At 38.5% G+C, this 18,544-nt stretch carries 17 protein-coding genes; all 17 read left to right on the top strand.

Annotated elements, in window-relative coordinates; all coding sequences use genetic code 11:
* Positions 1 to 32: 32 nt before the first annotated feature.
* Positions 33 to 230: a hypothetical protein gene (locus tag D9782_RS02245; RefSeq protein WP_121603965.1), complete on the top strand. Its 198-nt coding sequence runs from the start codon at positions 33 to 35 to the stop codon at positions 228 to 230.
* A gap of 545 nt (positions 231 to 775) precedes the next feature.
* Entirely contained in the window at positions 776 to 2,878 is a 2,103-nt protein-coding gene (locus D9782_RS02240; RefSeq protein ID WP_026681812.1) for a (Fe-S)-binding protein, read from the top strand.
* Between the two features lie 215 nt (positions 2,879 to 3,093).
* On the top strand, positions 3,094 to 4,278 hold the full coding sequence (locus tag D9782_RS02235; protein ID WP_121603964.1) for an acetyl-CoA C-acetyltransferase: 1,185 nt from the start codon (positions 3,094 to 3,096) through the stop codon (positions 4,276 to 4,278).
* A 44-nt stretch (positions 4,279 to 4,322) separates the two neighbouring features.
* Positions 4,323 to 5,174 (top strand): 3-hydroxybutyryl-CoA dehydrogenase, encoded by an 852-nt coding sequence (locus tag D9782_RS02230; RefSeq protein ID WP_026681810.1) that lies wholly within the window; start codon positions 4,323 to 4,325, stop codon positions 5,172 to 5,174.
* Positions 5,175 to 5,206: 32 nt separating this feature from the next.
* Positions 5,207 to 6,340 (top strand): acyl-CoA dehydrogenase, encoded by a 1,134-nt coding sequence (locus D9782_RS02225; RefSeq protein ID WP_026681809.1) that lies wholly within the window; start codon positions 5,207 to 5,209, stop codon positions 6,338 to 6,340.
* 12 nt (positions 6,341 to 6,352) lie between these two features.
* Positions 6,353 to 7,498: an acyl-CoA dehydrogenase gene (locus D9782_RS02220; protein WP_026681808.1), complete on the top strand. Its 1,146-nt coding sequence runs from the start codon at positions 6,353 to 6,355 to the stop codon at positions 7,496 to 7,498.
* Between the two features lie 29 nt (positions 7,499 to 7,527).
* Positions 7,528 to 8,139, top strand: coding sequence for a TetR/AcrR family transcriptional regulator (locus D9782_RS02215; RefSeq protein WP_034679226.1), 612 nt, complete (start codon positions 7,528 to 7,530; stop codon positions 8,137 to 8,139).
* Positions 8,140 to 8,423: 284 nt separating this feature from the next.
* Entirely contained in the window at positions 8,424 to 8,915 is a 492-nt protein-coding gene (gene rpoE, locus D9782_RS02210; protein ID WP_026681806.1) for a DNA-directed RNA polymerase subunit delta, read from the top strand.
* Between the two features lie 238 nt (positions 8,916 to 9,153).
* The gene (locus D9782_RS02205) at positions 9,154 to 10,767 is read left to right on the top strand and encodes a CTP synthase (protein ID WP_121603963.1); all 1,614 of its coding nucleotides are present in this window, start codon (positions 9,154 to 9,156) and stop codon (positions 10,765 to 10,767) included.
* 185 nt (positions 10,768 to 10,952) lie between these two features.
* The gene (locus D9782_RS02200; protein WP_162986286.1) at positions 10,953 to 11,216 is read left to right on the top strand and encodes a hypothetical protein; all 264 of its coding nucleotides are present in this window, start codon (positions 10,953 to 10,955) and stop codon (positions 11,214 to 11,216) included.
* Between the two features lie 367 nt (positions 11,217 to 11,583).
* A complete protein-coding gene (locus D9782_RS02195; RefSeq protein WP_121603961.1) occupies positions 11,584 to 12,930 on the top strand; it encodes an IS4 family transposase in 1,347 nt (448 codons plus the stop codon).
* 287 nt (positions 12,931 to 13,217) lie between these two features.
* Positions 13,218 to 13,409, top strand: a complete 192-nt coding sequence (locus D9782_RS02190) for a hypothetical protein (protein ID WP_121603960.1) — start codon at positions 13,218 to 13,220, stop codon at positions 13,407 to 13,409.
* 465 nt (positions 13,410 to 13,874) lie between these two features.
* The gene (locus D9782_RS02185) at positions 13,875 to 14,234 is read left to right on the top strand and encodes a response regulator (RefSeq protein WP_026681803.1); all 360 of its coding nucleotides are present in this window, start codon (positions 13,875 to 13,877) and stop codon (positions 14,232 to 14,234) included.
* Between the two features lie 100 nt (positions 14,235 to 14,334).
* Entirely contained in the window at positions 14,335 to 15,192 is an 858-nt protein-coding gene (locus D9782_RS02180) for a class II fructose-bisphosphate aldolase (protein ID WP_026681802.1), read from the top strand.
* Positions 15,193 to 15,227: 35 nt separating this feature from the next.
* A complete protein-coding gene (gene fsa / locus D9782_RS02175) occupies positions 15,228 to 15,869 on the top strand; it encodes a fructose-6-phosphate aldolase (protein WP_026681801.1) in 642 nt (213 codons plus the stop codon).
* A gap of 130 nt (positions 15,870 to 15,999) precedes the next feature.
* Complete coding sequence (locus D9782_RS02170) at positions 16,000 to 17,286, top strand: UDP-N-acetylglucosamine 1-carboxyvinyltransferase (RefSeq protein ID WP_121603959.1); 1,287 nt, start codon at positions 16,000 to 16,002, stop codon at positions 17,284 to 17,286.
* An 84-nt stretch (positions 17,287 to 17,370) separates the two neighbouring features.
* Positions 17,371 to 18,342, top strand: a complete 972-nt coding sequence (gene glpX, locus D9782_RS02165; protein ID WP_121603958.1) for a class II fructose-bisphosphatase — start codon at positions 17,371 to 17,373, stop codon at positions 18,340 to 18,342.
* Positions 18,343 to 18,544 lie beyond the last annotated feature (202 nt).

Raw genomic sequence — 18,544 nt, 5'->3', positions numbered from 1 at the left:
TTTTACAATGGGTAAAGTGAAAATCGCTATCCGTGAGTATAAAAGCAGCTGTGTTACTTCATGCTAGCTTTGTAGAGCCTGATAATAGCGAAGGGCGGCCACTTCAACTCCTGTGGGAAATGTTTGACCTGAAGATCCACTTTTTTGAGCGGGTTTTGCTAAAAAAGTTAGCTGAAGGACAAACCCCACGGAAAGGGAAGTGGGCAGCCGGAGTGGTGGTCAAGCAGTAGCTATTATTCCATAATAGCTACTAGAGGAAGCGTAAATCTGAGCATTTAGTGATAAGGACTGAGCGAATTTTGCTCAGTTTTTCTTAAATTCTTTATCCCACATATAGCTGGCAGTAATACCCCAAATGATTGAAGCTTTACTCTATACAGCAATCCTGACCCTGCAGGGGATATACACTTCGCATTACGTGGGCAACATTCCAACTTCCGCGGAAGCAAAGAGGAGATTTTGATTTATTGGAGTTGATACTTGTGAATAGTATGTTTATTTGGAATAATTAAGATAGCATTGATCTATTACTATCTACCTGCATTCTAACCTATATACTGTTGCATAGTGAAACAGAAGGTGAAATCGCCTATAGCAAAAAAAGGTTGACTGAATGATCATTCATATTTTATAGTAGGGATACATAAGATTTTAAATGAAGTTATTTTTCTGAAAAATGGAATCGCTATCATGGTGGTTATAAATCTTTCATTGTTAGTAACAATGAAAATTTCACATTATAATAGATTACTACATGATTAGGGGGAGCGAATGAATGGAAACATTTCTGCTTATTAACGCATTGGCCTTTGTAGCAATCACAATCTATGGTATTTACCTATTCGTTAAGGTTGTGGCAACTAGAGTAGCCTATATTAGGCTAGGCAGAAAATCAGAATTTGATCGTGATTTCAAAGAAAGATTCAGAAGAATTGGAAAAATTGTGTTTGGACAATCAAAATTATTAAAGGATAAAAAATCCGGTATTATTCATGTCATGATGTTCTATGGGTTTATTCTTGTCCAATTCGGTGCTATTGATATGTTTATAAAAGGGCTATCTCCGGACAATCACTTACCACTCGGTATATTCTATCCAGGGTTTGTATTCTTCCAAGAGTTAGTTACATTAATGATTCTTGTCGCAGTAGCATGGGCATTTTATCGCCGTTATATGGAAAAGCTTGTCCGACTGAAGCGAGGGTTTAAAGCGGGACTAGTGCTAATATTTATTGGGACTTTAATGATTTCCGTGTTATTTGGAAATGGAATGGCACTTCTATGGCATGGACATGATCCGACTTGGACTGAGCCAATTGCTAGTTCCATAGCATTAGTATTTGGATGGATTACACCGACGGTAGCAATGGTACTATTTTATATAGCATGGTGGGTGCATACAATTACAATTCTAACTTTCTTAGTTTATGTACCACAATCTAAACATGCTCACTTATTGGCTGCGCCTGTAAATGTGTTTTTAAGTAAGCGTGTACCAGGCAAGCTAAAAAAACTTGATTTTGATATGGATGAAGAAGCAGACGAAGAAGAGATTTCTTTCGGCGTAGGCAAGGTAGAAGATTTTGAGCAGCATCAAATGATAGACTTCTACGCATGTGTCGAGTGTGGTAGATGTACAGATGTATGCCCTGCAGCTGGTTCAGGAAAAATGCTGTCACCAATGGACATAATGATTAAAGTACGTGATCATTTGACGGAGAAGGGCGCAGCTATTACTGGTAAATCACCATGGGTTCCTGCATATGCTTTTTCAAATACTCAAGGAAACAGTGCAAGTGCAGATAATGAAGCAGCAGCAACGGTTCAAAGCGCAAGTCTTATCGGAGACGTTATTACAGAAGAAGAATTATCAGGGTGTACGACATGTCGAAATTGTGAGGATGCGTGTCCGGTAAATAATGAACATGTAGGAACTATTATTGATATGCGCCGCTATCTCGTTATGACGGAAGGGAAAATGGATCAGGACGTCCAACGTGCGGTGATGAATATTGAAAGGCAAGGAAACCCTTGGGGACTGTCTAAAAAAGATCGAATCAAGTGGCGAGAGCAGGATGAAGCAGTATATATCCCTACAGTAAAAGAGTTGAAGAAAGAAGATAAGGAATTTGAATATTTATTTTGGGTAAGCTCAATGGGGGCTTATGATAGCAGAAGTCAAAAAATTGCTATTGCATTTGCTAAATTAATGAATCAAGCAGGTATAAGCTTTGCAATTTTAGGCAATAAAGAGGCCAATTCAGGAGACACAGCTCGGAGAATAGGAAATGAGTTTTTATTCCAGGAAATTGCTGAGAAGAACATTAAAGAATTCACAAAAAATAATGTTCAGAAAATCGTTACCATTGATCCACATGCTTATAATATTTTTAAAAATGAATACCCTGATTTTGGATTTGAAGCTGAAGTATACCATCATACGCAATTACTATATGATTTAGTTCTAAATGGAAAGCTTGAACCACAACGTGAAATAAATCAGCGTCTAACTTATCATGATTCATGCTATTTAGGAAGATATAACGGAGTGTATGATCCTCCTAGAGAAATACTTCGTTCCATTCCAGGATTAGAATTAGTAGAGATGAATCGCAGCAAGGAGAATGGTATGTGCTGTGGTGCTGGCGGGGGACTTATGTGGTCAGAGGAGACAACCGGTAACCGAATTAATGTAGCACGTACGGAGCAAGCGATGGCAGTACAGCCAAACATGATATCTAGTGCATGTCCATACTGTTTAACAATGATAAGTGATGGTACAAAAGCAAAAGAAGTAGAAGAGGATATTAGCACGATGGATGTAGCAGAAATACTTGCGTTATCTGTGTTTAGAGAAGAAGAGGTAAAGAGTGCTTAAGCAGCTAGTTATATATTACGTTTATTATATTTATGGAAAAGCAACGGTTTACTCAGAGAAATGTGAGGGGGAGCCATCCTCCTCTATTTTCCAATAAATGAAAAGCAACGTCGCGTCTTGGTTGGAGGTTATGCCAAGCTTTTTATTAGAAGATTGTTTGAGCGAGCGTTCAATCATAAAGAAAGCGTAATCAAAAAAAGAAGGGATGTTTTAAGATGAGAAAATCAGTAATTATCGCAGGTGCAAGAACGCCTTTTGGTAAATTTGGAGGTGCGTTAAAGCCATTAACGGCATCGCAACTTGGCGGTAAGGCAATTGGAGAAGCATTAAAACGTGCGGATATGAATGGCGCAGATATTCATGAAGTGATTATGGGAAATGTTTTGCAAGGTGGACAAGGACAAATACCATCTCGTCAAGCAGCAAGAGAAGCAGGTATTCCATGGGAGGTAAAAACAGAAACCATTAATAAAGTATGTGCTTCTGGATTACGTAGTGTAACACTAGCTGATCAATTAATTCGGCTAGGTGATGAAGAAGTAATTGTAGCTGGAGGAATGGAGAGTATGAGCAATGCCCCGTATATTCTTCCTGATGCTCGGTGGGGTAATCGCATGGGTGATAAGAAAGTAATCGATATGATGGTCCACGATGGCTTAACCTGTTCCTTTAAGGGTGTTCATATGGGTGTTTATGGAAACTCAACAGCTCAAGAGTACGAATTGACTAGAGAAGAGCAGGATGAATGGGCGTACCAAAGTCATCAACGTGCAGTTAAAGCGATAGAGGAAGGGAAATTTGCTAAAGAAATCATTCCAGTAGAAATCCCTCAGCGTAAAGGGGATGCAGTTATCGTTGATACGGACGAAGCCCCTCGGAAAGATACAAGTCTAGAAAAATTAAGTACGTTAAGACCTGCCTTTGACACGGATGGAACGATTACAGCTGGGAATGCTCCTGGTGTTAACGATGGTGCTTGTGCCTTTGTGGTAATGTCAGATGAAAAAGCTGAGGAACTGGAAAAAACACCACTTGCAATCATCCAAGGGCATACAGAAATAGCTGTTCCTGCGAAAGATTTTCCGAAAACACCAGGGCTTGTTATTAATAAGCTGCTAGAGAAGACAGGGTATAAAAAGGATGATATTGATTTATTTGAAATCAATGAGGCTTTTGCGGCAGTTTCGTTAGCAAGTGGAAAGATAGCAGGAATTGATAAGGAGAAGGTAAATGTGAACGGAGGAGCGGTCGCTTTAGGACATCCAATTGGAGCGAGCGGAGCGAGAATTATCTTAACGTTAATATACGAATTAAGACGCAGAGGCGGTGGTTTAGGTATTGCTGCTATTTGTAGTGGCGGTGGCCAAGGGGATGCAATATTGATTGAGGTACCGAAGTAATAGCAATAAACGTATATACAAAGGGATTCTAAAGGAGGTAAAACATGGAAATTAAACGAGTTATGGTAGTTGGCGCAGGACAAATGGGAGCAGGTATTGCACAGGTGTGTGCACAATCAGGTCTCAAAGTACAATTGAATGATAACAATGCTGTTGCATTGGAAAGAGGGATGCAGACGATTCAGAAGCTATTGGATCGGTCTGTGCTAAAAAAAAGGATAACAGAGCAAGAAAAATTGGAAACGCTACAACGCTTATCTGTATCAGAAACGCTACAGGATGCTTCCAAAGCTAATTTAATTATTGAAGCGGTTATTGAGAATATGGAGGTAAAGACAAACATTTTTCGCCAATTAGACGTCATCGCTCCCGTCGATGCGATTCTTGCGTCTAACACCTCATCCTTACCAATAACCGAAATAGCTGCAGTAACAGACAGACCGGAGCAGGTTATCGGTATGCATTTTATGAATCCTGTTCCGGTAATGAAGCTCGTTGAAATTATTCGCGGCTTACAAACAAGTGATCAAACCTACCAAATCATTGAAGATATGGCGAAGAAATTAAGTAAAACACCAATTGCGGTCAATGATTTTCCGGGTTTTGTTTCCAACCGAATCTTGATGCCGATGATTAACGAAGCCATTTATACATTATATGAAGGTATAGCCTCCGTAGAGGATATTGATACATCTATGAAACTAGGAATGAATCATCCGATGGGGCCACTTACGCTTGCAGATTTTATTGGCTTAGATACATGTCTATATATTATGGAAGTTCTTCATGAAGGCTTTGCGGATAGTAAGTATCGCCCTTGTCCGTTACTTAGACAATATGTCAAAGCTGGTTGGCTTGGGAAAAAGTCAGGAAAAGGTTTTTATGTGTATAACTGATTCAACATGAATCGACAAAAGGGGGAATACTAATGGTACAGGTAACCGAAGAGCAAAAAATGCTACGTAAAATGGTAAAAGATTTCGCAGAAACAGAAATCGTTCAAGAAATCCCACGGATGGAAGCAGAAGATAGATTTCCACGAGAAGTCTTAAAGAAGATGGGGGATTTAGGGTTAATGGGTATCCCAATCCCAGAAGAATATGGCGGAGCTGGAATGGATTACACATCCTATATTCAAACCATTCACGAAATTTCAAAAGTTAGTGCAACCATTGGTGTTATACTATCTGTCCACACTTCTGTGGGAACAAATCCAATTCTTTATTTTGGGACTGATAAACAAAAACAGTACTACTTACCAAAATTAGCATCTGGTCAATATATTGGTGCTTTTGCATTAACGGAGTCTGGTGCTGGTTCAGATGCAAGTGGTTTAAGGACAAGGGCAGTAAGACATGGAGACAAGTATATATTGAACGGATCAAAAATTTTTATCACAAATGGTGGAGAAGCAAATACATATATCACTTTTGCTCGTACTGGCGATGGAAAGAAGGATATAAGCGCTTTTATCGTTGAGAAAGACACGCCTGGATTAAGCATTGGGAAAAGAGAAAAAAAGATGGGATTACATGGATCTAATACCGTTTCTTTAACATTTGATCAATGCGAAATACCACAAGAGCAGCTGCTAGGAAAAGAAGGTGAAGGATTTAACATAGCCATGCATAATTTAAATATTGGAAGAATTGGAATCGCAGCTCAAGCTTTAGGTATAGGTGAAGCAGCTGTGCAATATGCAACAAATTATGCAAAGGAACGAAAACAATTTGGTGTGTCTATTGCAGATAATCAAGGAATCTCCTTTAAATTAGCTGATATGGCAACTCGATCAGAAGCTGCAAGGTTACTTGTTTATCAAGCTGCTTCTCTTGTTGAACAGGGGAACGACTGTGGGAAGGAAGTTTCCATGGCAAAACTATATGCATCGAAGGCTGCTGTTCAAAATGCCATTGAGGCAGTGCAAATATATGGTGGTTATGGTTATACCGAGGATTATCCTGTGGAAAGGTTATTTAGAGACGCCAAGATTACCGAGATTTATGAAGGTACTAGTGAAATACAGCATATCGTAATTGCCAAACATCTACTTAATAACTAAGGGGGGACAGTAATGAACTTTCAACTGTCAGATGAACAGCAAATGCTGCGAAAAATGGTTGCAGAATTTGCCAAAAAAGAGGTTGAACCAACCGCAGCTGAACGTGACGAAGAAGAACGGTTTGATAGAGAAATCTTTCATAAACTGGCTGAACTAGGATTAACGGGGATACCTTGGCCAGAAGCATATGGAGGAATAGGCGCAGATTACATGAGTTATGTCATTACTGTAGAGGAGCTTTCCCGTGTTTGTGCTTCGACAGGAGTTACGCTATCTGCGCATGTATCATTGGCGAGCTGGCCAATCTACAAATATGGAAATGAAGAACAGAAAAAGAATTTCCTTACACGGCTAGCTACAGGTGAAGCGCTTGGAGCGTACGCACTGTCTGAGCCAGGGGCTGGTAGTGATGTTGTCTCCATGAAAACCACGGCAAAGGAAGAAGCGGATCATTTTGTTTTAAATGGAAACAAGGTGTGGATTACTAATGGTGGTGTAGCAGATATTTATATCGTATTTGCAAAAACAGATGCAGATAAGCAACATAAAGGAATTAGCGCATTCATTGTAGAAAAAGGTACAAAAGGCTTTACATTTGGTAAAAAAGAAAAGAAGTTAGGTATACGTTCCTCACCTACAACAGAACTCGTATTTGAAAATTGTCGAGTTCCTAAAGAGAATCTGTTAGGTAGTGAAGGTGAAGGGTTCAAAATTGCAATGTCAACGCTAGATGGAGGACGCAATGGAATAGCTGCACAAGCGCTAGGTATTGCCCAAGGAGCATTAGATGCTGCTGCCGCTTATGCAAAAGAAAGAGAACAATTTGGCAAGCCTATCGCTCATAATCAGGGTATTTCTTTTAAACTTGCAGATATGGCAACGGAGATAGAAGCGGCAAGACTTTTAACTTATCAAGCTGCCTGGCTAGAGTCGGAGGGGCAGCCTTATGGAAAAGCTTCGGCCATGTCAAAGCTGTTTGCAGGGGATGCAGCGATGCGGATCTCGGTTGAAGCGGTTCAGATATTTGGTGGTTATGGCTATACGAAAGATTATCCAGTTGAACGGTTTATGCGTGATGCCAAGATTACACAAATATATGAAGGTACCAATGAAATACAACGCTTAGTAATAGGAAGAATGATAACTTCCGGAAAGTAGATCGGTAGAAGTAGGAGGTGAAGAAGAATATGGATCCCATTCTTTCTTCCATAAAAGATCAAGAGTTAGTAGAAAAGCGCAGAAATCAAATGATTAAAGGTGCAATGACGCTTTTTAAAGAAAAAGGATTTCATCGTACGACGACCAGAGAAATAGCTAAGGCATCAGGCTTCAGCATTGGAACCTTATATGAATATATTAGGACGAAGGAAGATGTGCTATTTCTTGTATGTGATTCTATTTATCAGCAGGTGTCTGAACGTTTAGAAGCGCAGATTGATTTGAATAATTCGTCTGTGGATCATTTTAAAAATGCAATTCGTTCATATTTCCGATTAATGGATGAAATGCAAGAAGAAGTACTTATTATGTATCAGGAAGTGAAATCTTTAGAAAAAGAGATAAAAGAATATGTATTGCAAAAGGAAAGAGACATGGTATCTATGCTTGAGCGTGTCATCTCTACTTGTTTTCCCGGTTCAATTTCTCAGCGAGATCGAGAATTGCTAGCAAATAATATTTTTATACAAGGACAAATGTGGGGGTTTAGAAGATGGATGCTACAAAAACAATTTACGCTTGAAGAGTACATGGATAGACAGATCCATTTTTTGATGAGCAGTATAACTGCTTCGGAATAAATCCATCACCGATTACTTCTTAAATTCAATATATCAAGATTTACAAAAAAGTACTACTGCATATGTATGCTATTTTTAGACTTCTAAATATTAAAAAATAGTGAAACCGTAAAAAGCTTCATATTTTTTCTGCTTAATTGCTAGCATAAACCCTGTATATTTGTTTATAATGTATGGTATGGTTAAAGGTAGTAGGAAGACTACTAGAAATACTTATTCAATAAACAAATAGTTAAATTAGGCAAAATAAGCCATCAATATACAAGTAAAGGGAGTGCGTTACCGTGAGCTTGAAAAATTATAGCCACGAAGAAATTCAACATATGTCTATGATTGAAGTAGCTAATTTAATTCTTTTGGATGAGAAAAAAGCTTTTCATTTTAAAGACGTATTTGATAAGATAGCAGAATTAAAAGGATTTACAGACGGAGAAAAAGAAGCTAATATTGCCCAATTTTATACGGATTTGAACGTAGATGGTCGTTTTATTACTACTGGTTCAAATATGTGGGGATTAAAACGCTGGTATCCTGTAGAGCAAATGGATGAAGAAGTTACCGTCGCACCTAAAAAGAAGAAAAAAGCGAAGAAGAAAAAAGAAGAAGATGTAGAAGATGATTTAGATGTTGTAGAAGATGATCTAGAGATTTTTGAAGACGATTTTGATATCGATGATATGGATGAAGAGATTGATGAGGAATTCGATGAAGAATTTGATGAAAATGATGAGGATTATGAAGAAGACGATGACGATAATGAAGAGTTAGAGCGTTAAAAGTGTTAAATAATGGATTTGAAGTAAGCTTGACTTTTTATAGCTGGATCAGTACAATTTAAATTGGGCTCTTTTATTTTAATTATCGAAGCGTTTCCCCATCCAACTTGGGGAGGCGCTTTTATTATTTTTCAGCAGATAAGTACAAGATAAATGTAATAGATAAAGCTACCCATCATTTACCCATTCATTTAACAAATCAAGATAAGAAAATCATGTAAAGAAAGAGGGAAAGACGATGACAAAGTATATATTTGTGACTGGAGGAGTTGTATCTTCTTTAGGGAAAGGAATTACAGCTGCTTCCTTGGGACGTTTGTTGAAAAATCGCGGTCTAAAGGTAACTATTCAAAAGTTTGACCCATATATTAATGTTGATCCTGGAACGATGAGTCCTTATCAGCACGGGGAAGTATATGTAACCCAGGACGGCGCGGAAACAGATTTGGACTTGGGGCATTATGAACGATTTATTGATATTAATCTGAATAAATATAGTAATATAACAACCGGTAAAGTCTATTCGAGTGTAATTCGTAAAGAACGCAGAGGCGATTATTTAGGTGGAACAGTTCAAGTCATTCCACATATTACTAATGAAATTAAAGAGCAAGTTTTTCGTGCCGGTGAAGCAACAGGTGCAGATGTAGTGATAACCGAAATCGGTGGCACAGTAGGTGATATTGAATCCTTGCCATTTTTAGAAGCAATTCGTCAAATCAAGAAGGATGTAGGAAGAGATAGTGTAATGTATTTGCATTGTACGCTTGTTCCTTATATTAAGGCTGCTGGTGAAATGAAAACGAAGCCTACCCAACATAGTGTTAAAGAGTTACGTTCGCTAGGAATTCAACCTGATGTAATTGTATTACGTACAGAAAGTGCGATTAGCAAAGAAATGAAGGAAAAAATTGCTTTATTCTGTGATATTAATGAAAAAGCGGTTATAGAAATGCGAGATGCAGATACGCTATATCAAGTGCCTATCTCCTTGCAGGAACAGCAATTAGATCAACTAACATGTAGTCATTTTGGACTTGATTGCCAAGAAGCAGATATGGAAGAGTGGAAAACGCTTGTATCTAAAGTACGTAATTTATCCAAAAAAGTGGATATCGCACTTGTTGGGAAATATGTTGAATTACCGGATGCATATATTTCCGTTGTCGAAGCATTAAAACACGCTGGTTTTGTTTATGATGCAGATATTAATGTACATTGGATTAATTCTGAGAAGCTAGATCAGGAAACGATTCATAAATCTTTAGAAAATGTAGATGGTATCTTAGTTCCGGGAGGATTTGGAGATCGTGGTATAGAAGGGAAAATTGTAGCTATTCAATATGCTAGAGAAAATAAAATCCCATTTTTGGGAATTTGTTTAGGGATGCAACTAGCAACAGTTGAGTTTGCTCGTAATGTACTGGATTTGCAAGGAGCACATTCAGCAGAAATTGATCCAAGTACACCTTATCCAATTATTGATTTATTACCAGAGCAGAAAGATGTTTCTGACTTAGGTGGTACATTGAGGTTAGGTATATATCCTTGCAAGCTTCAAGACAATACGAAAACAAGAGCAGCTTATGATGGTGAAGAATTTATTGAAGAAAGACATCGACACCGTTACGAGTTTAACAATGCGTATCGTGACCAAATGATAGAACATGGATTTGTCTTTTCTGGTACAAGTCCAGATGGTCGACTTGTTGAAACAATTGAAATTGAAGATCATCCATGGTTTGTTGCTAGTCAATTTCATCCGGAGTTTACCTCCCGTCCAACAAGACCTCAATCGTTATTTAAAGGATTTATTGGAGCAGCAGTAAAACAAAATGAAGCGAAAGAATAATGGATCAAAAGGCTGGGACAAAACCCAGTAGAATAAAAAAGTGTCACGCACCAGTTGATTGGTGTGTGACACTTTTTTATCTAATTTAATAATTTTTGTACGCAAAAAGGATACCTTCTGATAAAGTTAAAGTAACCACACCATAACAGAATCGGAGGCATCCTTTTATGTTTAAACATTATAACATGAATCAAATAATTTTGCCGCTAGATTTAGAAATCAAACTTCAAGAAAATGATATAGCTTACACCATTCATCATGTCATAGAGAGTATCTCAGTTCAGCTTGTAAGGATTGCCTCTGGATTTATCTTACATATAACAGGCAGTAAGCCCCCACCTCACGACAATGATGAACCCAATATGGATAAGTGGGGATCGACTGCCAGTAAATGTCCGATTGGTTTAAAGGCCTTTAGGTCATACCCTTGTGGTACGAACAATCAGTGAGGGTATACAAAATCCCCACTGATTGAAGTTTCACTTTATAAAAGCGTTTCACTATTTTGTCAGGCGTACGCGCTTTGGTTGCCCACTTTTCGCTGGAGTCTTTCCTCCTTTTAAAAAACCCTCTTCTGTTGCTTTAAGGGAAATGAATGTTTTTTTGTACTAAGTTAAGAAAGTATAAAATCGGTGCAATGACTGCGTTAAGCCAAGTAGTTATTTTGAAATGTTTGATGTATATTGGTGCTCCGACTAATTACTTCGCTTTCCGAGGGCACGGCCCATAGCCGTCAAGTTAAGCAGGATATTTTAAAAACCATAAAGTTATTCGTTATTCTGACATTATAAATGGAATAATTTGGAGGGATTACGTATGGCTAAGCAATATCATTTTGACTCGTTTGTAAAGAGTGTGCACGATATTTTATCTATTTCTGAACTTCGCAATGTTGCTCGGGAATCAGGTTTTGTACAACGATTGAAGAAGATAATGCCGGAAGATTTCTTAAGTATATGTGCCTTCTTACATGAAAAAGTTGGTACGGAGGGGCTAGGACAGCTCTGTGCCTCCCTTTCTCGTGAATCAGAAATATCCATATCTAAACAAGCCTTACATCAACGATTAGACGAGAAAGGAGTGGCTTTTTTAAAACAAGTTTTTATGCGGTTAGCGGAAAAACAACAGATGTTATCGTTACCATCTCCATCTGATTATCCTTTTTCTCGGATCCGTATCTTGGATGGCACATCCTTTCAAGTAAAAAAGAACACCGCGAGTTATTGGGATGGAGTGAAAATACAATTAGAATATGAGCTGTATCAAGGGAATTTTTTGCATACGTTGTTCTATGGACCAAGAGACAGTGATCACGATGCAGCTGAAGAATTGGCAGATACAATAGGAGAAGAGGACCTTATCTTGCGTGACCTCGGCTATTTCTCAGGAGATCACTTTAAAAAAATAGATCGAGCAGGAGCCTATTATATTACTCGTGTTCCTGCCAATATGACCTATTGGACATTGGATGACAAGCAACGAAGAATCCAAATAAAGCCTGAAGAAGATGCCATGCATCTAGCTCCAGGAGAGATACAGGATTATGGGTTCATTCAATTAGGTGTTAAGGGAAAAAATACATTTCATGCACGTGTAGTCGTACAACGATTAACCGAAGAGCAACAAAAACAGAGAGATACCTATTTAAAAGAAAGAAGACGGAAAGGGGGGCATACCCAATCCGCCAACAAGAAGAATCATATCCAAATTCTTGCTACCAATATAACACAAGAAGAAATGGATGAGCAAACCTTGTATCCTATCTATTCCTTGCGTTGGCAAGTGGAGATTCTCTTTAAAACATGGAAATCGTTATTTGAAATTGATGATGTGCAGGCAATGAATACCGACCGCTTTTACTGTCATTTGTATGGGACTTTCATTCATATTCTTCTTTCTTCGATGATTGCTTTTCAGTGCCGTTACTGCCTTTACGAAAAGTATCAACTAGAAGGAAGTGAGTACAAATGTATCAATCATGCGAGAAACGCAATAGTAGAGACGAAGGGGTATTCACTCTATCACCTTTCTTCTTTGAAAGCTCTCATCGATAATATTTACCAGAACATATACCGGCATGGAAGGAAAGATCATCGTTGTCAGCATAAAAGTCCTTTTGATGTCTTAAACATTGCGTATAAAGTACATTTCCGTGCCGCGTAAGTAAAAGTGTAAAAAAGAAAAACAAGTACCCATAAAAGAATACGGATTAAACTGGAAAAATATGTTTATATTTTCATTGCACCGTACTTCTTTTTTATTAGCTTGACGGCTATGGGGCACGGCCTCAACTAACTTTGCAAAGAAGAACACGTTGCAAAGTGGATTTTCGGCTCGCGCAATTCCCGCAGGAGTCTACGTAATTAGTCTCCGCTATGAGAAGGTGCAACAATACTGTCATAAGTAATAGTTGACTTTTTTTACAATGGGTAAAGTGAAAATCGCTATCCGTGAGTATAAAAGCAGCTGTGTTACTTCATGCTAGCGTTGTAGAGCCTAATAATAGCGAAGGGCGGCCACTTCAACTCCTGTGGGAAATGTTTGACCTGAAGATCCACTTTTTTGAGCGGGTTTTGCTAAAAAAGTTAGCTGAAGGACAAACCCCACGGAAAGGGAAGTGGGCAGCCGGAGTGATTCCATAATAGCTACTAGAGGAAGCGTAAATCTGAGCATTTAGTGATAAGGACTGAGCGAATTTTGCTCAGTTTTTCTTATAAGTTAAGAAAGTATAAAATCAGTGCAATGACTGCGTTAAGCCAAGTAGTTATTTTGAAATGTTAGATGTATATTGGCAATGCTTCGACTAATTACTTCGCTTTCCGCGGGCGCGGCCTCAACTAACTTTGCAAAGAAGAACACGTTGCAAAGTGGATTTTCGGCTCGCGCTAATCCCACAGGAGTCTACGTAATTAGTCTCCGCTATGAGAAGGTGCAACAATTCTTGTCATAAGTAATAGGTTGACTTTTTTTAGTCTATTTCCTTGCGCTTCTTACGAGTTGAGTATGTATAATCAGTAAAAACCTAATATGACAGCAGGATATCATCTTGTTCATATAGAATATAAGTGATGGGGGATAAATGCTTTTGGAAAGGGGATATTCATTATATGAAAAAGAAAATTTTAATTGTCGATGACCAACCTGGAATCTGTATGCTACTGACAGATATCCTTACAAATGAAGGTTATCATGTGGAAACTGCGAAAACAGGTAAAGAAGGATTGGACAAAGTCACTTCCTCTTCTTTCCAATTATTAATGATTGATTATAAGCTGCCAATTTATAATGCATTCGAGGTAATACGATTGATGAATCAAACAGGTGTATCTACACGAACTATTGTAATGAGCGGTATAACAGAAGAAGTTATTCGTGAGAATGAAGATTGTAGCAACGTAGAAAGTGTGCTAACGAAGCCTTTTAATATCCAAGAAGTATGTGATTTGGTCAAATCAATTATTGGTTGACTAGCAGGATTGTTGCGACTTTGAGTTGTTGTTGGTATTCTAATATTGTAATTAAATTATTTTCAAATAGGTGCATAGTTCATCTAAGAGGAGGATATATATGCCATTAGTATCAATGAAAGAGATGCTAGAAAAAGGGAAAGACAATGGTTATGCAGTTGGTCAGTTCAATTTAAATAACCTGGAATACGCACAAGCGATTCTTCAGGCAGCAGAAGAAGAGAACTCCCCAGTAATCCTTGGGGTATCAGAAGGTGCTGCTAAATATATGGGTGGCTTCAACGTTGTTGTATCAATGGTGAAGGCACTTATGGAATCGTATGGTACAACCGTACCTGTTGCTATACATTTAGATCATGGTTCAAGTTTTGCTAAGTGTGCAGAAGCTATTCACGCTGGCTTTACATCCGTAATGATTGATGCATCTCATGATCCACTTGAAGAAAACATAGCAATTACTAAAAAGGTTGTGGAACTAGCTCATCTTCATGGTGTATCCGTTGAAGCTGAATTGGGAACAGTTGGTGGTCAAGAAGATGATGTGATAGCAGACGGTGTTATTTATGCTGATCCAAAGGAATGTAAAGAATTAGTGGATCAAACTGGTATTGATTGTTTAGCTCCAGCGCTTGGTTCAGTGCACGGACCATACAAAGGAGAACCCAATTTAGGATTTAAAGAAATGGAAGAAATTCTTTCAACTGTTAAATTACCGTTAGTTTTACATGGTGGTACGGGAATCCCTACTAAAGATATTCAGCGTGCTATTTCTTTAGGTACTGCGAAAATCAATGTGAATACGGAGAACCAAATCTCTCAAACAAACGCTGTACGTCAAGTATTAAAAGATAAGCCTGAGCTTTATGATCCACGTAAATACCTAGGACCTGGTACAGAAGCAATCAAGCAAACCGTTATTGGCAAGATGCGTGAATTTGGTTCATCACAACAAGCATAATCGGTAACAGCTTATTAGTTAGGAGGCGACAATCAATGAAATTCTTTATTGATACAGCCAATATTGATGAAATTCGTGAGGCAAATGCACTTGGCGTTTTAGATGGTGTCACAACTAACCCAAGTTTAGTTTCTAAAGAGGATGTATCTTTTCACGATCGATTACGTGAAATCACAGAAGAAGTTTCTGGATCTGTGAGTGCAGAGGTGATTTCCGAGGATGCAGAAGGAATGATTCGTGAAGGGAAAGAACTTGCGGCAATCGCACCAAACATAACAGTTAAAGTTCCAATGACATTGGAAGGACTAAAAGCTGTTAAAGCATTTAGCGAATTGAATATTAAAACCAACGTTACGCTAATTTTCAATGCTAATCAAGCGCTACTTGCTGCGCGTGCAGGAGCTACGTATGTTTCACCTTTTCTAGGTAGATTAGATGATATTGGCCATGACGGTATGGTATTAATTGAAACCATTTCAGAGATATTTAATAAACATGATATTCATGCACAAATAATTGCGGCTTCTATACGTCATCCACTACATGTTATAGATGCTGCTAAAAAGGGTGCGCATATTGCTACTATTCCGTTTAAAGTATTGGAGCAGCTGGTAAAACATCCATTAACTGATCAGGGAATCGAGAAATTCCTTGCTGATTGGAATAAGCAAAAATAATTGCATAATAATGGAAGAAGTACACATCCTAAGGAACAGAAGCAGCAGTACTTGCTGCAAATAAGTTTGCAAGTCAATGTTAGCATAATTCGATGCTAATCATGTTCCTTGCCTAAGTGGGGTTATCTTAATGCAAAAAATGTTAGTTGAAGGTGGCCATGTTCTAAATGGCAAAGTACGAATCAGCGGAGCGAAGAATAGTGCTGTAGCGCTATTGCCAGCCGCGATTTTAGCTGATTCTAATGTAACTATTGAAGGACTACCAGAGATTTCAGACGTATATACATTAGGCGATTTACTTGAGGAAATCGGTGGTACGGTTTCCTGGGATGGACAAACCGTTCATATCAATCCTGAGAATATGATTGCCATGCCTCTCCCTAATGGGAAAGTGAAAAAGCTTAGAGCCTCCTATTATTTTATGGGAGCAATGCTAGGAAAATTTAAAAAGGCAGTTATCGGACTTCCGGGTGGTTGTTTTTTAGGACCACGTCCAATCGATCAGCATATTAAAGGGTTTGAAGCACTTGGTGCAGAGGTAACGAATGAACAAGGAGCTATTTACCTTCGGGCGAATGAACTTAGAGGTGCAAGAATCTACCTTGATGTTGTAAGCGTTGGTGCAACAATCAATATCATGTTAGCTGCAGTAAAGGCAAAAGGAAAAACAGTTATTGAGAATGCTGCAAAGGAACCTGAAATAATTGATGTGGCTACACTGCTTACGAATATGGGAGCAAAAATAAAAGGGGTAGGTACGGATGTAATCCGGATTGAAGGAGTACCTTCGCTTAATGGTTGCAGACATACTATTATCCCTGATCGTATTGAAGCAGGTACTTACACGATAGCTGCTGCAGCACAAGGGAAAGAGGTTATCATCGATAATGTAATTCCTCCTCATTTGGAATCACTTTTAGCTAAGCTACGTGAGATGGGGATATCTATTGAAGAGAGTGCGGAACAGTTACTTATTGCTCCTAAAAATCCATTGAAAAGTGTTGATATAAAAACACTTGTTTACCCAGGATTTCCGACAGACCTACAACAGCCATTTACTACCTTGTTGACGAAAGCGGTAAATACGGGTGTGGTTACAGACACGATTTATTCTGCTCGCTTAAAGCATATAGATGAATTAAGAAGAATGAATGCGTCTATTAAAGTAGAAGGTGGATCTGCTATTGTCTCTGGCCCCGTTCAGCTACAAGCTGCTAAAGTTAACGCTACGGATCTCCGAGCAGGTGCCGCATTAATAATTGCTGGACTTATGGCAGATGGAGTTACCGAAATAACTGGACTCGATCATGTTGATCGAGGATATGAGAAAATCACAGATAAATTAACCGACCTAGGTGCTAAAATTTGGCGTGAAGAATTGACAGATCAAGAAATTATACAACTACAGAATTCTTAGAGAGAAGTTAGCATAAGGTTAGGGAATACCTTTGTAAAAATTCTTCTCGGGATGAGGATATTTTACAAAAGGGAGAGATACGTAATGGAAAGAAGTTTAACAATGGAATTGGTTCGGGTTACCGAAGCAGCCGCATTAAAATCTGCTCGTTGGATGGGTAGAGGTAAAAAAGATGAAGCAGATGATGCAGCAACAACAGCTATGCGTGATGTATTTGATACTATTCCAATGCAAGGTACTGTAGTTATCGGTGAGGGAGAAATGGATGAAGCTCCAATGTTATATATTGGGGAACAGCTTGGCACAGGTCATGGACCTGGAGTAGACGTTGCTGTTGATCCACTTGAAGGTACAAGTATTGTTGCAAATGGTTCATGGAATGCACTAGCAGTTATTGCTATTGCTGACAATGGTACGTTATTACATGCACCAGATATGTATATGCAGAAAATTGCTGTTGGACCAGAGGCTGTTGGGAAGATTGATATCAATGCATCAACGATAGAAAACCTTCAGGCAGTAGCAAAGGCAAAAAATAAAGCTGTTGAAGATGTTGTGGTAACTGTTCTAGATAGACCTAGACATGAGAAATTGATTCAAGAAATTCGTGACGCAGGAGCGCGTATTAAATTAATTTCTAATGGTGATGTAGCAGGTGCAATTAACACCGCTTTTGATGAAACGGGTGTAGACATTTTACTGGGAACTGGTGGTGCTCCTGAGGGGGTTATAGCTGCAGTTGCATTAAAATGTCTAGGCGGTGAAATGCAAGGGAAGCTCGTGCCATCTAACACAGAGGAAGAAGAACGTTGTGAAAAAATGGGAATAGCTGATTTGAACAAAGTACTTACGATGAAAGACTTCTGTAGTGGTGATGATGCTATTTTCGCGGCTACTGGTGTAACAGATGGTGAATTACTAAAAGGTGTACAATTTAAGGGTACAAAGGCTAAAACAGAAACCATTGTAATGCGTGCGAAAAGTGGTACAGTACGATTTATTGATGGTGCGCATAGCCTGCAGAAAAAACCTGATCTTGTTATTAAACCAGAATAACGTATGAAAATAATGAAATGTGGTTACAACTGTTGTGTGTAGCTATACTTTCTTTTTTAGAGATGATAGAAAAGGAAGCCAGTCAAGTGTAGTGGCTTCCTTTTCTATATAAACTACAAAATTTAGCATGTGCTGTATTTTAAAAGCGAACAATAATTGGAATTAGTGATATACGTAATAAATAATCACTAGCTACCTCAAT

The organism is Virgibacillus sp. Bac332 (assembly GCF_003667785.1).
GTDB classification, from domain to species: Bacteria; Bacillota; Bacilli; order Bacillales; family Amphibacillaceae; genus Virgibacillus; species Virgibacillus salarius.
Note: the sequence above shows the minus strand (reverse complement) of the source record. Positions and strands in the feature narration are given on the sequence as shown.